This is a genomic window from Bradyrhizobium sp. MOS003 (genome assembly GCF_003020125.1).
Taxonomy (GTDB): Bacteria; Pseudomonadota; Alphaproteobacteria; order Rhizobiales; family Xanthobacteraceae; genus Bradyrhizobium.
In genome coordinates this window covers 197,070-209,970 of record NZ_PYFW01000002.1, presented here as the reverse complement: position 1 = coordinate 209,970, position 12,901 = coordinate 197,070, and the positions used below count along the sequence as shown (strand labels likewise).

Below are 12,901 nucleotides of genomic sequence, written 5' to 3'. Positions count from 1 at the left end.
GCCCACCCTACGGCACCTGCGCTGCCTCACCGCAGCCCGCCGCCCTGGTCGCGGATCGCGCCGAGATGCTCGTTGATGCGGAAGACGATCAGGATCAGCTCGGCGAGGATGCGCGAGAACACGATTCCGACGACGACGCTCGCGATCGACGACAGCAGCACCAGGAAACCGCCGAACGGGCTGATCGCCATCGCAGCGAGCCCTGAGAAGATGCCGGAGAGGCCGAACAGGCAGATCAGCGCGATCACCAGCCAATAGAAGGTCTTGATGATCGTCGGCGTGATGAAGCGGTCCCACTGAAACAGATCGCTGAATGAAAACATTGCTCTCCCCAGGGCATCGGGCCTCGGCAAATGGATCTTGGCCCTCGGTTGATCCGGCTCAAGACCAACGCTGCCACCCCCTATGTAGCACGAGCCATGCGGAGCGGCGGGTTGAGATTGCCGCAAAGTGCGGCCACAATCTGTCATTCCCTCAAAGCTTTCCCAAGATGACCCTGACATTCGAAGATTTCCCGCCCGGCCGGTTCGGAACATTCGGCCCGCGCCATGTCACCCGCGACGAGATTCTGGCCTTCGCCGCCGAGTTCGATCCGCAACCGATGCACCTCGACGAGGAGGCCGCAGCCGAGAGCATGTTGCGCGGCCTCTCCGGCTCGGGCTGGCACCTGTGTTCGCTGATGATGCGGATGATGGCCGACGGTTTCATTACCCGTGCAGCTTCGCTGGGCTCGCCCGGCGTCGACGAGGTGCGCTGGCTGTCGCCGCTCCGGCCCGGCGACGATCTCATGCTCGACGTCGACGTGTTGGAGGCGCGCGCCTCGAAGAGCCGGCCCGATCTCGGCATCGTCAAGTTCAAAGGCACCGTGCGCAACGCCAAGGGGGAGGCGCTTGCCGAGATGACCTCGCCGATCCTGATCAAGCGGCGCGAGGGGGCGGTCTGATGCGGTTCTTCGACGACATCGAGATCGGCCACCGCCGCGAGATCGGCACCTACAATTTCACGGCTGAATCCATCAAGACATTCGCAGCGAAATTCGATCCGCAGCGTTTCCATCTCGACGAGGAAGAGGGCAAGAACTCGTTGTTCGGCGGGCTCGCGGCTTCGGGCTGGCATGTCGGCTCGGCCTGCATGAGCCTGCTTGTCGCCGATGGCCAGCGCCTGGCGCGCGAGGCCGCATCGCGCGGCGAGGAGGTCGCGGTGTGGGGGCCGTCGCCGGGCTTTCGCGACCTGCGCTGGATCCGGCCGGTGCTCGCCGGCGACACCGTCGCTTACGTCAACGTCGTCATCGACAAGCGCACGTCCGCCTCGCGCCCCGGCTGGGGCATCCTGACTGCCCGCACCACTGGCACCAACCAGCGCGGCGAGGACGTCTATTCCATCACCGCCAGCGCCTTCGTGCCGATGCGTGCGAAGAGCGGTTAGAGCTGTTCCAAGATGAACGCGGCGAATGATGCGCGAGTGTTGCACGCGCGCTATGGACGCGATTCCGGCCGGCTGCCATAAGCCTGCGCAAGATGGTTACCGCGAAGCAGTTTTGCGGAACTAGTTAGTTGCTAACTAATTATGAACCTGTCGCTGCCTATTTGAAACGTACTGGGCAGACGACAGGGGACGAGGACCATGGCTGATCGCGGCGCACTCAAGTTTGTTGGATTTCTCTTCGCGACCGCGACGCTGGCCGTGATGCTGGTCGCCGGCATGGTGGTGAAGGGCTATGCCGATGGCGCCTACACCCTGGAAGCCTCGGTCGTCGACGCGAGCCGGTAAGCGTTCGTTAACTTCGCGGGGCCGCAAAGCGGCCTCCGCCCTCAGCGGCTATAGACGAACGCCAATATTGCGATCGCAACCGCCAGCAATCCCACGAAGCGCAGCATGATCGTGCCGAACTGGTTCGGCGCAGGCCGCAAGGGTATCGGGTCCGTGGTATCGGGCCGAATGCTTTCCATCTGAATGTCCCCAAGCCCGGCCGTAGCGGCACGGGCGCTCGGCATTGGTCGTTGGAGAGCGGCAGAGGGTTCAAAGCAGGGGACCGGTCTCGCCGGACGCGCCGCAGCGCTCTTGCGCTTTTGCGCAGAGCCGGGACTCATGGCGCCGCGCATTCCGTATTGGCATGGGCGCCGGCTCAGCGGCGCGTCACTGCGTGCCGCACCGCGTCCGGGGCACGAGACACGAATCAAAACCGCCGCGCCCCTTTCGGAACGCGGCGGCTGATGATCGGTGGTGCTTGCGATCAGCTGTTGCGCAGGCCGTCGGCGGCGCGCTTCCACTGTGCGACGTTGTCGGCGATCATGCGGGTCGACTTCATCGCGGCCTGGCTGAGCTGGGCGTAGCCGGAGATCTCGCGCTGGACGCGCTGGCCCTCGGCATGGAGCAGGTCGCGCAGGCTCTCGAGCTCCGAGATCAGATTCTCGATCTCGGCGAGCGACGTGCCGGCGACGCGCTGGATCAGCGAGTTGACGTTGGTGACGGTGGCTTCCGCGCTCGGGTCGAGCGGCGGCGCGTCGGTGGTTGTTGCCGCCGGACGGCGCAGATAGGCGATATCGTTGCGGACGAAATCGCGGATGCCGGCTTCGACTTCCGTGACTGCGGCGAGGTTGGTGTCGACCGTCTCGGTCTCGGCGGCTTCGGTCTTTTCCGGACGCATGGCGTTCATCGTTATTCCCCTGTTCGCGTTGAGCGCAGCGCGAGTGTCCCCCGCACGACGAATTCTGTGAGGCTTGCTCATCTGGACGTCCGATTTTGACCGCAAATTGTCCGAGATGCGGCAAGGGCGGACCATTCGGGGGTTTTGCCGTGGCGTATGGTTACGAGAGTCTGAACGCCGTCGATGCAAGGCGAATGCGCGGCTCGGAAGGTACTCGACCCCCTCGTCCCGCTTGCGGGGAGAGGCGAAGAACTCACCAGCTCTTCTTGAAACCCGCCGTCACGCTCTTGTTGATCGCGCCTTGCGACGTCTCGCCGACCGAGCCTGAGACGGTGACGTTGTCGAACAGCTTCTGCTCGGCGCCGACCTTGCGCAGCCATTTGTCGTCGGTGGTCGACAGCGTCTGGCCGGCGGTGACGCTGGTGCCGGTGTCGGTGAGGGTGACCTTGGCGGACTGGTCGGTCTCGTAATTGCGGGTGACGTGGCCGCCGAGGCCGGGGACCGCACTCGTGCCCTGCTGGTTGACGCTGTAGCCGTTCTGCAGCGTCAGCGAGGTGTCGCCGGACAGCGGCACCGATTTGATCAGCGAGGCCCCGAGCCTGCTCTGTTCCGAGCCGGGATCGACGCGGGCTTCCACCGCGGTCTTGTCCCAGATCACGCCCGCGCCGGGCGCAGTTGCCGTCGCCCAGGCGCTGCCGGAGGATTGCGGCAGGTTGCCGCCATTGGTGGCCTTTTGCGCCAGCAACTCGGACATCGTCCGCGGCTCGCTCGCCACCGTCATGTCGGCGCCGATCCGCGTATCCCAGAACGAGAACACGGATTGTTTCACCGTCACCGCCGAGGAGCCGTTGGCATTGGCGTTCGACGACCAGTCGAGGCCGTCCTTGGCGGCAGCCTGGCCGCGCTTCCTGGCGGCCATGGGATCGATGCCGGTGCCGGCGTCGACCGCAAGCTGACTCCAGTCGAGCTTGTCGACGTCGATGCCCTTCATCACGTCGGGGTCGTTGACGTCGGGGGCCTCAGCCGCCTCGGTCTCCTCGTCGTCGGTTACGGTGGCGGGTGGAGAGAAGGGTGGAATGATTTGCGCAGAAGCCGTCAGCACCGAGCCCAAGATGAACGCCGCCGCCAGCACCGGCAGCCTGGTCCAGCCAAAACCTGTCGAGAATTCCATCGTCCTGCCCGCGAACCCCGGCGCATGTTGTCCGCCAATATAAGGCGGTCCCTGGTGATGACCATGCGCCATTCGGTCTGCTTGCATCAATGCGGATTTATCGTTGCGAAATTGTGGCAACTCGCGTGGGGGACGCGAACCAACGGGCCGCGCGAGAGGCGCGCGCCCGACGACAGCTCTTGATGCGACGGCATCCGGCGGGGCTGGAGGCCAGGACGTCGCGTCAGGCATCGTCATCGGTCCCGAACAGCGGGGCCCGTTGGTGTCCCCCTCAACCGACGCTGGTCATCTTCGGCAGATGAATGGCGCGGCCGAGTGCCTGCTCGACCAGGTCGAAGGTGTCGATCAGGACGCGCATGCTGATGAGCTTGCCCGCCTTGAACTGGGCGAACTGCGCGACCCGCAAGCTGATCGGCTTGTTGGAATCCAGTGCCGTCAGCGAGTAGCGCAGCATCGAGGCGGCGGAATCGACGCCGAGCATGATGCTCTCGCGGTCGAAGCGGCGCACCTGGAAATTGTCGGCGAGCTGGCGGATGACGTCGAGCACGGCATCCTTGCCCTGGCGCGCGCCGAGGTACGGAAACATGTCGATAGGGCCGTAGAGCGCCCATTCGACGTCCTCGTCGATCAGGGCCTCGATGTCCTCGAAATGCCGGTCGTTGATCGCGCGGTGCAACGCGCGCGAGAAACGCCAGAGGCTGTGCTCTGTCATTTTGGGCAGTCCTGACGCTGGCTTTGCGATAAAACGGAAAACGACCCCAGCGCGGTCAGGCGGTGGGGCTCAACTCATTTGTATGCAAACAAAATAGGTGGTTTCGGCCAAAACGCAATTCACGTTTTTGCAATGCACAATTGATGGCGATATGTGAAATTTGCAATACAACCCCGTAATCTCCCGGGTCTCGGCGGCTTGTGGCCGGGTTCCAGGGCGGGGGCTCAGTCCACCGGCGCCCCCGTGATCAGCGGCCCGATCTCGCGCTCCAGCACCTGCTGCACCAGATCGTAGGAATCGATGATTTCGCGGATTTCGGCCACCAGCCCGCCGCGGAAGCTGTAGAACACCGCCATGTCGAACTGCACGATGCGGTCGTTGCTGCGCTTCCTGAAGTAGGTGTGCATGTAGGTCGCGACCTCGTCGGCCTCGGCAACGATGTGCCGCGCCTTGTAGCGGACCTCCGAATAGCGCGACCAGATCGTCTGCCAGAGCTCGCGCAGCTGTTGCTTGCCGTGGCGCGGCACCATGTGCGGCAGCACGTCGATCGGTGCATGGGTGAGAAAGTCGACGTCCTCGGTGCAGCACGCCAGCGCGGCCTCGAGATCGCCCCGCGCGAAGGCGTCGAGCAAATGCAGCACGCGTTGCCTGTTGAGCTTTTCAACCGTCATGCCGCTCCCGCCCTCATTGGTTGTGGAATGCAAACGCTACCGTGGGCGTCGCGGGTCCATCAATCCGCAAAAACACAGGTGGCATGCCGAGTTTGACGCGCTAGCGCCATGCCGCGTTCATGGGTGCAATTGCGGGTTGCGCAACCTCTGTACCATGCAAGACGCCGCAGGCCTACGGCGGGCGCGCCTTGTCCGGATGAGGAACCCGGACCCTCCCCCGCTCGTTGAGGGTCCAACGCCGCATCCGGAGACATCCACCCATGAAATCGCCGCTTCTCGCCGTCACCGCCGCGCTGCTCATGCTGGGCGCGACTTCCGCCGCCAACGCCAAGGGCTGCATCAAGGGCGCCATCGTCGGCGGCGTCGCCGGCCACTATGCCGGCCATCACGGCGTGCTCGGCGCCGCCGCCGGCTGCCTCTACGGCCGGCACCACGCCAAGGAGCAGGAAAAGCAGCGCCAGCAGCAGAGCCAGGTGAACGGGCAGGGGAAGCTGTAGGGGTACGAAAAACTTCACGCCCATTGTGCTTCTGTCCGCCACGCCCGGATGGTAAGTTCCAGCCGCAAACGCTTGGGTTGAGTCGGGCGAGGGGACGATGGCGGTCGGGAAGTTCTTGTGGGGCGTCGTCCTCGCCATTTTGTTCCTCTATTTCCTCGTTCGTTTCAGAAAAAGTGCAGTCCGTACGCCGGGCGTCAAGTATAGCCGGCTCGGCGTTGTGCTGTCGTTCGCAACGGTCGGACTGATCATTTATCTCGTATTCTTCCGTCAGCTCTGACGCCGTCGCCCACCGTCCAGCGCAGTTTCTCGGCAGGCGTGACCCACCTCACATCACGCCCGTCCCGCCGCAGCTAACGTCATTCGCATGTCATCAGGGAGACGTGCCATGGCCACCATCGCCACTGCCAGAAAGTCCCGCCTGCACAACGCGCTCGAAGGCCTCGTGCTGACCGCGATCCTGCAGAGCTTCCCGACCTTCGCCGCCGCCGCCTTCCTGCTCAAGCTCGCCGGCAACCACGATCTCTCCGGCGACCCCGGCGTCGCCATCTTCGTCGCCATCGCCTCGCTCGCCCACGCGATGCTGGCGGTAACGTTCGGCCCGAGCTTGCCGCACCTGTTCAAGACCGTCTACGAGCCGAAATTCTTCGAGGCCCATCTGTCGCTGTCCGACAAGATCACGGCCTGGCGCACCCAGCCCGTCGCCTCGCTCCAGCTCGTGACCATCGTGCTGCTGCTGTCGGTGATGGCGGTGGTGACGGCGAGCGTGGGGTGAGGGCATCATGACCTCGATCACCGCGCCGAAATTTGGTCCGCTCAACTGGCTCGAAGGCTTTGCGCTGACTGCGACTCTACAGGGCTTTCCGATCTTCGCGGCAGCATCGCTGATGGTGAAGCTGCTTGGCGATGATCGCGGAGGCCATCGCGTGCTCACCGTTGTGATGGCGACGCTGCTCTACAGCGTCCTCGTCATCTGGCTCGGAACAAAATTCCCGAAATTGAACAACGGCTACGAGAAAAATTTTTTCGACGCGAGCCTGTCTCTCTCCGAGAAGATCGCCCGCTGGCGCGTCAGGCCCGCGACGTCGGTGCAGCTCGTGGCCTCAGTGCTTCTGCTGTCGCTGCTGGCCGTGAGTGTGGGGTGAGGGCTACTTGTCATTCCGGGGCGCAGCAACGCGGCGAGCTATGATGCGCAATTACGCATCTGAGAATCCATAGCCACGAATGGCGCGGTTGATACCGCGCAACCTACCTCTTCTTCCACCCCCCGCGCCGCCCCGGCATCCCGCCACTCGATTTCGGCGCCGGGCCGAACTCCGGCCCCGACTGCCTTGAATCCGTCGGCTGGATGATCCGGCTCGTGCTGCCGAACGGCTTTGCCGGCAGCGTCTGCTTCTCGCGATAGGGCAGCGACTCCGGCCCGTGCATCTCGTCGAGATGCGGCTTGTGCACCTTCGAGCCGCTGCCGCCACCGCTCGCCTTCAGCGCGGAGCTCACGGTCTTCTTCTTCATCGCGCTGACCGGCAAATTCGCGGCATCGCCGTATTTCTTGCTGCCGGCATAGGCGCCTGCCTTGCCCTGCACGGTGCGCTGCTTGGCGGTGGGGTCGTCCACCACCGCAAGCTCGGTCGCGCGCAGGCGCTTGACCTCGTCGCGCAGGCGGGCGGCCTCCTCGAAGTTCAGGTCGGCGGCGGCTTCGCGCATGCGGGTTTCGAGATCGCCGAGCACGGCTTCGAAATTGTGGCCGATCGAGATGACGTCGTCGGTCATGTCGTGGCCGCCGACCTCGACCAGCACGTGGTCGCGCTCGTACACGGAGTTGAGGATGTCGCCGATCTGCTTCTTCACGCTCTCCGGCGTGATGCCGTTGGCGGTGTTGTACTCGACCTGCTTTTCGCGGCGGCGGTTGGTTTCGGCGATGGCACGCTCCATCGAACCCGTCATCTGGTCGGCATAGAGGATCACCTTGCCGTCAACGTTGCGCGCGGCGCGGCCGATGGTCTGGATCAAGGACGTTTCACTGCGCAGAAAACCTTCCTTGTCGGCGTCGAGGATCGCGACCAGCGCGCATTCGGGGATGTCGAGGCCTTCGCGCAACAGGTTGATGCCGACCAGCGCGTCGAACGCGCCGAGGCGCAAGTCCCGGATGATCTCGATACGCTCGATGGTGTCGATATCGCTGTGCATGTAGCGAACGCGGATGCCCTGCTCATGCAGATATTCGGTGAGGTCCTCCGCCATGCGCTTGGTCAGCACCGTGATCAGCGAGCGGTAGCCGGCTTGGGCTGTGGCACGCACCTCGCCGACGAGATCGTCGACCTGGGTGCGGGCCGGGCGGATATCCACGGGCGGATCGATCAGTCCGGTGGGGCGAATGACCTGCTCGACGAACACGCCGCCGCTCTCGTTCAGCTCCCAGCCGCTCGGCGTCGCGGACACCGCGACCGTCTGCGGCCGCATCATGTCCCATTCCTCGAAGCGCAGCGGGCGGTTGTCCATGCACGACGGCAGGCGGAAGCCGTATTCGGCCAGCGTCGCCTTGCGGCGGAAGTCGCCGCGGAACATGCCGCCGATCTGCGGCACCGTGACGTGGCTCTCGTCGGCGAACACCAGCGCGTTGTCGGGGACGTATTCGAACAGCGTCGGCGGTGGCTCGCCGGGCAGGCGCCCGGTGAGATAGCGCGAATAGTTCTCGATGCCGGCGCAGCTCCCTGTCGCCTCCATCATCTCGAGGTCGAATGTGGTGCGCTGCTCCAGCCGCTGCGCTTCGAGCAGGCGGCCCTGGTCGTGGAGCTGGTCGAGCCGCTGCTTCAGCTCCGCCTTGATCGACTTGATCGCCTGCACCAGCGTCGGGCGCGGCGTCACATAGTGCGAGTTGGCGTACATCTTGATAAATTCGAGCTCGTCCTGCTTGTGGCCGGTGAGCGGATCGAATTCCTCGATGGTCTCGATGGTGTCGCCGAACAGGTTCACGCGCCAGGCTCGGTCCTCATAATGCGCCGGGAAGATGTCGATGACGTCGCCGCGCACGCGAAACGTGCCGCGGGTGAAATCGTGCTGGGTGCGCTTGTACTGCAGTGCGACGAGGTCGGCGATCAGCTGGCGCTGGTCGATGCGCTCGCCCTTCTTCAACGCGAAGGTCATCGCGGTGTAGGTCTCGACCGAGCCGATACCGTAGATGCAGGACACCGAAGCGACGATGATGACGTCGTCGCGTTCGAGCAGCGCGCGCGTCGCAGAGTGGCGCATCCGGTCGATCTGCTCGTTGATCGAGGAGTCCTTCTCGATGTAGGTGTCGGTGCGCGGAACATAGGCTTCCGGCTGGTAATAGTCGTAATACGAGACGAAATATTCGACCGCGTTGTCCGGGAAGAAGCTCTTGAACTCGCCATAGAGCTGGGCGGCCAGCGTCTTGTTCGGCGCCAGGATGATGGCGGGGCGCTGCGTCGCCTCAATCACCTTGGCCATGGTGTAGGTCTTGCCGGAGCCGGTGACGCCGAGCAGCACCTGCGAACGGTCGTTGCGCTGGATGCCTTCGACCAACTCCTTGATCGCGGTCGGCTGGTCGCCGCGCGGCTCATAGGGCGACTTGATTTCGAAGCGCACGCCGCCTTCGGACTTTTCCGGCCGCGGCGGCCGGTGCGGGGTCCACACCTTGGTGGAGCCGTCGTTCTTGCGGAACTCCGGCCGGCCCTCGCGGATCAGCGATTCCAGCGCGTCGGCGGTCGCCTTGACGCCGAGCGCCTCCATCTTGCTGCGCGGCGGACGCGCCAGCGCCTCGGCATCGTCCTCCTCGGTGGGCAGGCCGAGCTGCCGCGCCAGTTCCGGATCGAGCGTCGGGATCGTGGCCGCGGTGCCGTAATTGGCCTGCGGCGCCTCGTCGAAGCCACCGCTCTCGGAGGCGCGGGCGCCAGCCGGCTGCGGGTTGGGCCGCAGCGACATCGGCCGCGCATTGTCCTGCGGAAATTGCTTTTGAAGGTCTTTGGGCGTCGAAGCCCGCGCGCGATGCGCCGCAGCCTCGCCGCCCGAGCGGCGGTCGCGCGAATTGTCCGGCGGCGGCTGCAGCCCGGTGCCCGATCCAAGCCCGGCGTCGCCGCGATTGATCGCGGGATTCAGAAGTTCAGCCAGCGCCGGCCCGATCGGCTGGACATCGGGCCGATGTGCCTTCGAGTTCGGGGCCTTGGATTTGGGGGATTTCGGGGGACCAGGTTTCTTAGCCATGGGGCGAATATGGGGCGAGTCTGCCCCTCAGAAAAGGGCGAATGACCGTCGCCATGCAGCCTGCTGACAGCATGTTGGCAGCAGGGCAGGGCTCACGCCGCCGGCAGCGGATCCTCATCCCCGCTCGCCAGATTTGGCTCGAGGATATCGAGGTGGATGCCGCCGCACTCGTCGCAGCGCATGGCCCAGTACTCGCATCCGGTGCGGCTGCCGATCACACGGAGCACCGTGAGATCGCCGCTGCATTCCGGGCATGTCGACAACACATCGCGGCTGTAGATCCTCGGTCGCGACCTGTCTTCGATTTCGATGACTGACATGACCCGGTTCCCCCCTCGACGCTGCGTTGTCCCTGGTTTGCTTGCTGTCCCGCCCGCTTATTCGTCGTCGCTGTCGGCCCGGCGACGGAAGCGGTCGATATGGTGCTTGGCATCGGCGATCGCGGCGCTCTGATCGGGCCAGGCGAAACCGACTTCCATCGCCGGAAACAGCACGCCGTCGATGGCGACGGGGCTGAGGTCGGCGCGGCGGATGCGGGCGTGCCAGAGGCCTTTGCCGGCCTCGAAGGATTCAATGTCAAAACCGTCGTAAAGGGTCGTCATTCCAGTCGGTCCCACGTTTCTTTTCGGAGGGTCAGGGGACCACATTTGCGGATTGCGAAATGTGAAGCCGTTCACAAGCGGCGAGCTTTTTTGCCTGTTGGCGTCAGTTCCGCCCGGTGACACGGCCCGTCCGCTTGACGGGGCGGGCGGCGGGTTCCGAGGCCGCGCGCATGATCCAGCGGCGGAACGCGGCGAAGTCGCGCTGCTCGGTCTGGAAACTGCGATAGACCAGATACCAGCGCATGCCCTTGGGCACCGAGAGGTCGAACGGGGCGACCAGCCGACCGGCGGCGAGGTCGTCGTCGATATAGGGGCGGATGCCCATGGCGATGCCGAGCCCGTCGGCAGCGGCCTGCAGCGCCTGGCCGTAGAATTGGAACTCGGGCCCGCGCGGATTGATGCGAGGGAGGTTCGCGGCCTTCAGCCAGATCGGCCAGTCCTCGGGTGAATGTTCGACCCGGATCAGGCTCGGGCCCTTGAGGTCGGCCGGGCGCTTCAGGCCGGTCGCCAGCCGCGGCACGCAGACCGGGGTGAGATCGCCGGCGAACAGCGGCTCGGCGACCAGCCCGGGCCAGTCGCCGGTGCCGAGCTTGATGCCGCAGCTCCAGTCCTCGCCGAACGGCACCGATGCGCCGCCGGTGGTGAAGCGCACCTCGATGTCGGGCTCCTCGGTGCGAAACTCCGACAGGCGCGGGATCAGCCAGCGCATCGCAAAAGTGTGGCCGACGCCGATGGTGAGCACGCGCACGCTTGCCGGCGCCGTCACCTGCGCGGTGAGGCTGGCCAGCGCGTCGAAGATCGGCGTCAGCCCGCTCTGATAGGCGCGGCCGGCCTGGGTCAGCACCAGCTTGTTGGCCTTGCGCTCGAACAGCGCAACGCCGAGCCGCTCTTCCAGCAGATGCACCATGCGGCTGACCGCGGCCGCCGACACGTTCAATTCGAGCCCGGCCGCAGCAAAGCTGCCGGTCCGCGCCGCCGCCTCGAACGCCTTGATGCCGTTGAGAAACAGCAGACGCCGCAATTGTCTCACCCTCAGGAAAGCTGATGCCAGGGCAAGATAACTCAGTTTGCGAAGCCGGGGCAAGCGAGGCACGTTTCCTTTCGCCTCTCCCTGCGTGCGGGGAGAGGCCGACACGCGTAGCGTGGCGGCTGTGGGGGACTCTCCACGAGTCCAACTCTCGCTGTCCCTGCGGAGACTCCCCTCACCCCACCCCTCTCCCCGCAAGCGGGGCGAGGGAGTGAAGCAGCCTTCGTCCCTTACTCACTTGCAGGAGATTCCTCTCTTGATGCCCTTCATGATAGCTGCCCTTGGATTGCTGATGGTCGGCACCGCGTTCCTGTCGGGGCTGTTCGGCATGGCGGGCGGGCTGATCCTGATCGGCGTGCTGCTGGCGCTGATGCCGCTGCCGACCGCGATGGTGCTGCATGCGATCACGCAGATGGCTTCGAACGGCTGGCGCGCGTTTCTCTGGCGTGCGCATATCCGCTGGCGGCCGGTCGCGAACTATATGGTCGGCGCTGCCGTCGCGCTCGCGGCCTGGTCGCTCACCCGCTACGTACCTGACAAGCCGATGGCGCTGCTGCTGCTCGGCATCACCCCGTTCATGGCACGGCTGTTGCCAGCGAACATCAAGCCCAATCCTGACAGCCTCTGGCAAGGCACCGTCTATGGCACAATCTGCATGGGACTGATGCTGATGACCGGCGTGTCGGGCCCGCTGCTCGACACCTTCTTCCTCGGCGGCGATTTTGGCCGGCGCGAGAAGGTCGCGACCAAAGCGATGTGCCAGCTCGTCAGCCATTTCACCAAGCTGCTCTATTTCGGCGGCATCATCGACCAGGCGGCGAGCCTCGACCCCGTGCTCGCCGGCGTCGCCATCCTTGCCTCGATGCTCGGCACCACGCTGGCGCGGCGCATCCTCGAAGCCATGACCGACCAGCAATTCGTGGCCTGGTCGAACAAGCTGATCACCACCATCGCCTGTTACTACATCGCCTATGGCGGCTGGTTGATGGTTCGCACACCCGTGCTGGCCGCCTTCGACAAGGGAGGTTTGCAATGAGCGAGATTGCCGATCCGCTGGTGCTGGACTTCGTCGAATGGGTCGCGCGCGAGCCGCGCGCCTATGCCGAGGTGATTGCGACCTGGAAGACCTCGTGCCCGCGCCTCACCATCTGGGAGGACGCCGCGGAGCACGGCTATGTCGCGCGCGAGACGCTGCCCGGCATCGGGCTGATCATCGCAGTGACGGAAGGCGGCGAAAGGTTTTTGCGAACCAACGGGCGGTAACGTCTCCACATCGTCGTTGCGAGCGCGAGCGAAGCAATCCAGAATGTCTTTCGCGGCGGCAATCTGGATTGCTTCGCTGCGCTCGCAATGACG

Annotated in this window: 19 protein-coding genes; 9 read left to right on the top strand and 10 right to left on the bottom strand. The window is 64.9% G+C overall.

Annotated elements, in window-relative coordinates:
• Nucleotides 1-26: 26 nt before the first annotated feature.
• Nucleotides 27-323, bottom strand: a complete 297-nt coding sequence (locus C7G42_RS11410; RefSeq protein ID WP_094895030.1) for a DUF4282 domain-containing protein — start codon at nt 321-323, stop codon at nt 27-29.
• A 167-nt stretch (nt 324-490) separates the two neighbouring features.
• Here C7G42_RS11410 and C7G42_RS11405 point away from each other — a divergent pair, with 167 nt between their 5' ends.
• The 3 genes from C7G42_RS11405 (at nt 491) to C7G42_RS35265 (ending at nt 1,770) form a co-directional block, all read left to right on the top strand.
• Nucleotides 491-943, top strand: a complete 453-nt coding sequence (locus tag C7G42_RS11405; RefSeq protein ID WP_106949097.1) for a MaoC family dehydratase — start codon at nt 491-493, stop codon at nt 941-943.
• Nucleotides 943-1,425, top strand: a complete 483-nt coding sequence (locus tag C7G42_RS11400) for a MaoC family dehydratase (protein ID WP_106949096.1) — start codon at nt 943-945, stop codon at nt 1,423-1,425. Before C7G42_RS11405 ends, C7G42_RS11400 begins: the two co-directional genes overlap by 1 nt.
• Nucleotides 1,426-1,623: 198 nt before the next feature.
• Nucleotides 1,624-1,770: a hypothetical protein gene (locus tag C7G42_RS35265; RefSeq protein ID WP_199580844.1), complete on the top strand. Its 147-nt coding sequence runs from the start codon at nt 1,624-1,626 to the stop codon at nt 1,768-1,770.
• Nucleotides 1,771-1,811: 41 nt separating this feature from the next.
• Here the strand turns inward: C7G42_RS35265 and C7G42_RS35260 are convergent, their stop codons facing one another.
• From C7G42_RS35260 to C7G42_RS11375, 5 genes are all read right to left on the bottom strand, one after another.
• The gene (locus C7G42_RS35260) at nt 1,812-1,949 is read right to left on the bottom strand and encodes a hypothetical protein (protein WP_007614812.1); all 138 of its coding nucleotides are present in this window, start codon (nt 1,947-1,949) and stop codon (nt 1,812-1,814) included.
• Nucleotides 1,950-2,233: 284 nt separating this feature from the next.
• Nucleotides 2,234-2,656, bottom strand: a complete 423-nt coding sequence (locus C7G42_RS11390) for a hypothetical protein (RefSeq protein ID WP_028140177.1) — start codon at nt 2,654-2,656, stop codon at nt 2,234-2,236.
• Nucleotides 2,657-2,900: 244 nt separating this feature from the next.
• On the bottom strand, nt 2,901-3,818 hold the full coding sequence (locus C7G42_RS11385) for a hypothetical protein (RefSeq protein WP_106949094.1): 918 nt from the start codon (nt 3,816-3,818) through the stop codon (nt 2,901-2,903).
• A gap of 271 nt (nt 3,819-4,089) precedes the next feature.
• The gene (locus C7G42_RS11380) at nt 4,090-4,530 is read right to left on the bottom strand and encodes a nuclear transport factor 2 family protein (RefSeq protein ID WP_106949093.1); all 441 of its coding nucleotides are present in this window, start codon (nt 4,528-4,530) and stop codon (nt 4,090-4,092) included.
• Between the two features lie 224 nt (nt 4,531-4,754).
• Nucleotides 4,755-5,201 (bottom strand): nuclear transport factor 2 family protein, encoded by a 447-nt coding sequence (locus C7G42_RS11375; protein ID WP_106949092.1) that lies wholly within the window; start codon nt 5,199-5,201, stop codon nt 4,755-4,757.
• Between the two features lie 260 nt (nt 5,202-5,461).
• On the opposite strand from C7G42_RS11375, the gene C7G42_RS11370 reads away from it, so the two are divergent.
• From C7G42_RS11370 to C7G42_RS11355, 4 genes are all read left to right on the top strand, one after another.
• On the top strand, nt 5,462-5,698 hold the full coding sequence (locus C7G42_RS11370) for a hypothetical protein (protein ID WP_106949091.1): 237 nt from the start codon (nt 5,462-5,464) through the stop codon (nt 5,696-5,698).
• Between the two features lie 97 nt (nt 5,699-5,795).
• On the top strand, nt 5,796-5,975 hold the full coding sequence (locus C7G42_RS11365; protein ID WP_106949090.1) for a hypothetical protein: 180 nt from the start codon (nt 5,796-5,798) through the stop codon (nt 5,973-5,975).
• 108 nt (nt 5,976-6,083) lie between these two features.
• Nucleotides 6,084-6,470, top strand: a complete 387-nt coding sequence (locus tag C7G42_RS11360) for a hypothetical protein (protein ID WP_106949089.1) — start codon at nt 6,084-6,086, stop codon at nt 6,468-6,470.
• 7 nt (nt 6,471-6,477) lie between these two features.
• Nucleotides 6,478-6,840, top strand: a complete 363-nt coding sequence (locus C7G42_RS11355) for a hypothetical protein (RefSeq protein WP_106949088.1) — start codon at nt 6,478-6,480, stop codon at nt 6,838-6,840.
• Nucleotides 6,841-6,943: 103 nt separating this feature from the next.
• On the opposite strand, the gene uvrB is transcribed toward C7G42_RS11355, so the two are convergent.
• The 4 genes from uvrB to C7G42_RS11335 all read right to left on the bottom strand — a co-directional run bounded on the left by uvrB (nt 6,944) and on the right by C7G42_RS11335 (nt 11,539).
• Nucleotides 6,944-9,916: an excinuclease ABC subunit UvrB gene (uvrB, locus tag C7G42_RS11350; protein WP_106949087.1), complete on the bottom strand. Its 2,973-nt coding sequence runs from the start codon at nt 9,914-9,916 to the stop codon at nt 6,944-6,946.
• Nucleotides 9,917-10,008: 92 nt separating this feature from the next.
• Entirely contained in the window at nt 10,009-10,236 is a 228-nt protein-coding gene (locus C7G42_RS11345; protein WP_106949086.1) for a hypothetical protein, read from the bottom strand.
• Nucleotides 10,237-10,293: 57 nt separating this feature from the next.
• Nucleotides 10,294-10,518: a hypothetical protein gene (locus tag C7G42_RS11340; protein WP_106949085.1), complete on the bottom strand. Its 225-nt coding sequence runs from the start codon at nt 10,516-10,518 to the stop codon at nt 10,294-10,296.
• Nucleotides 10,519-10,621: 103 nt separating this feature from the next.
• Nucleotides 10,622-11,539: a LysR substrate-binding domain-containing protein gene (locus tag C7G42_RS11335; RefSeq protein WP_106949084.1), complete on the bottom strand. Its 918-nt coding sequence runs from the start codon at nt 11,537-11,539 to the stop codon at nt 10,622-10,624.
• A 262-nt stretch (nt 11,540-11,801) separates the two neighbouring features.
• Between C7G42_RS11335 and C7G42_RS11330 the strand changes: the two genes are divergently transcribed.
• Nucleotides 11,802-12,581 carry a sulfite exporter TauE/SafE family protein gene (locus tag C7G42_RS11330; RefSeq protein WP_106949083.1) on the top strand — a complete coding sequence of 260 codons (780 nt, stop codon included), beginning with the start codon at nt 11,802-11,804 and terminating at the stop codon, nt 12,579-12,581.
• Nucleotides 12,578-12,808, top strand: coding sequence for a hypothetical protein (locus C7G42_RS11325; protein WP_106949082.1), 231 nt, complete (start codon nt 12,578-12,580; stop codon nt 12,806-12,808). The genes C7G42_RS11330 and C7G42_RS11325 overlap by 4 nt, the downstream gene beginning before the upstream one ends.
• Nucleotides 12,809-12,901: the final 93 nt, after the last annotated feature.

What these genes read in the sequence shown, in the direction of transcription:
- C7G42_RS35265 (WP_199580844.1), top strand. Translation starts at nt 1,624, where the DNA reads ATGGCTGATCGCGGCGCACTCAAGTTTGTTGGATTTCTCTTCGCGACC.
- C7G42_RS11360 (WP_106949089.1), top strand. Translation starts at nt 6,084, where the DNA reads ATGGCCACCATCGCCACTGCCAGAAAGTCCCGCCTGCACAACGCGCTC.
- C7G42_RS35260 (WP_007614812.1), bottom strand. Translation starts at nt 1,949, where the DNA reads ATGGAAAGCATTCGGCCCGATACCACGGACCCGATACCCTTGCGGCCT.
- C7G42_RS11365 (WP_106949090.1), top strand. Translation starts at nt 5,796, where the DNA reads ATGGCGGTCGGGAAGTTCTTGTGGGGCGTCGTCCTCGCCATTTTGTTC.
- C7G42_RS11370 (WP_106949091.1), top strand. Translation starts at nt 5,462, where the DNA reads ATGAAATCGCCGCTTCTCGCCGTCACCGCCGCGCTGCTCATGCTGGGC.
- C7G42_RS11340 (WP_106949085.1), bottom strand. Translation starts at nt 10,518, where the DNA reads ATGACGACCCTTTACGACGGTTTTGACATTGAATCCTTCGAGGCCGGC.
- C7G42_RS11390 (WP_028140177.1), bottom strand. Translation starts at nt 2,656, where the DNA reads ATGAACGCCATGCGTCCGGAAAAGACCGAAGCCGCCGAGACCGAGACG.
- C7G42_RS11345 (WP_106949086.1), bottom strand. Translation starts at nt 10,236, where the DNA reads ATGTCAGTCATCGAAATCGAAGACAGGTCGCGACCGAGGATCTACAGC.
- C7G42_RS11400 (WP_106949096.1), top strand. Translation starts at nt 943, where the DNA reads ATGCGGTTCTTCGACGACATCGAGATCGGCCACCGCCGCGAGATCGGC.
- uvrB (WP_106949087.1), bottom strand. Translation starts at nt 9,916, where the DNA reads ATGGCTAAGAAACCTGGTCCCCCGAAATCCCCCAAATCCAAGGCCCCG.
- C7G42_RS11410 (WP_094895030.1), bottom strand. Translation starts at nt 323, where the DNA reads ATGTTTTCATTCAGCGATCTGTTTCAGTGGGACCGCTTCATCACGCCG.
- C7G42_RS11375 (WP_106949092.1), bottom strand. Translation starts at nt 5,201, where the DNA reads ATGACGGTTGAAAAGCTCAACAGGCAACGCGTGCTGCATTTGCTCGAC.
- C7G42_RS11385 (WP_106949094.1), bottom strand. Translation starts at nt 3,818, where the DNA reads ATGGAATTCTCGACAGGTTTTGGCTGGACCAGGCTGCCGGTGCTGGCG.
- C7G42_RS11325 (WP_106949082.1), top strand. Translation starts at nt 12,578, where the DNA reads ATGAGCGAGATTGCCGATCCGCTGGTGCTGGACTTCGTCGAATGGGTC.
- C7G42_RS11355 (WP_106949088.1), top strand. Translation starts at nt 6,478, where the DNA reads ATGACCTCGATCACCGCGCCGAAATTTGGTCCGCTCAACTGGCTCGAA.
- C7G42_RS11405 (WP_106949097.1), top strand. Translation starts at nt 491, where the DNA reads ATGACCCTGACATTCGAAGATTTCCCGCCCGGCCGGTTCGGAACATTC.
- C7G42_RS11380 (WP_106949093.1), bottom strand. Translation starts at nt 4,530, where the DNA reads ATGACAGAGCACAGCCTCTGGCGTTTCTCGCGCGCGTTGCACCGCGCG.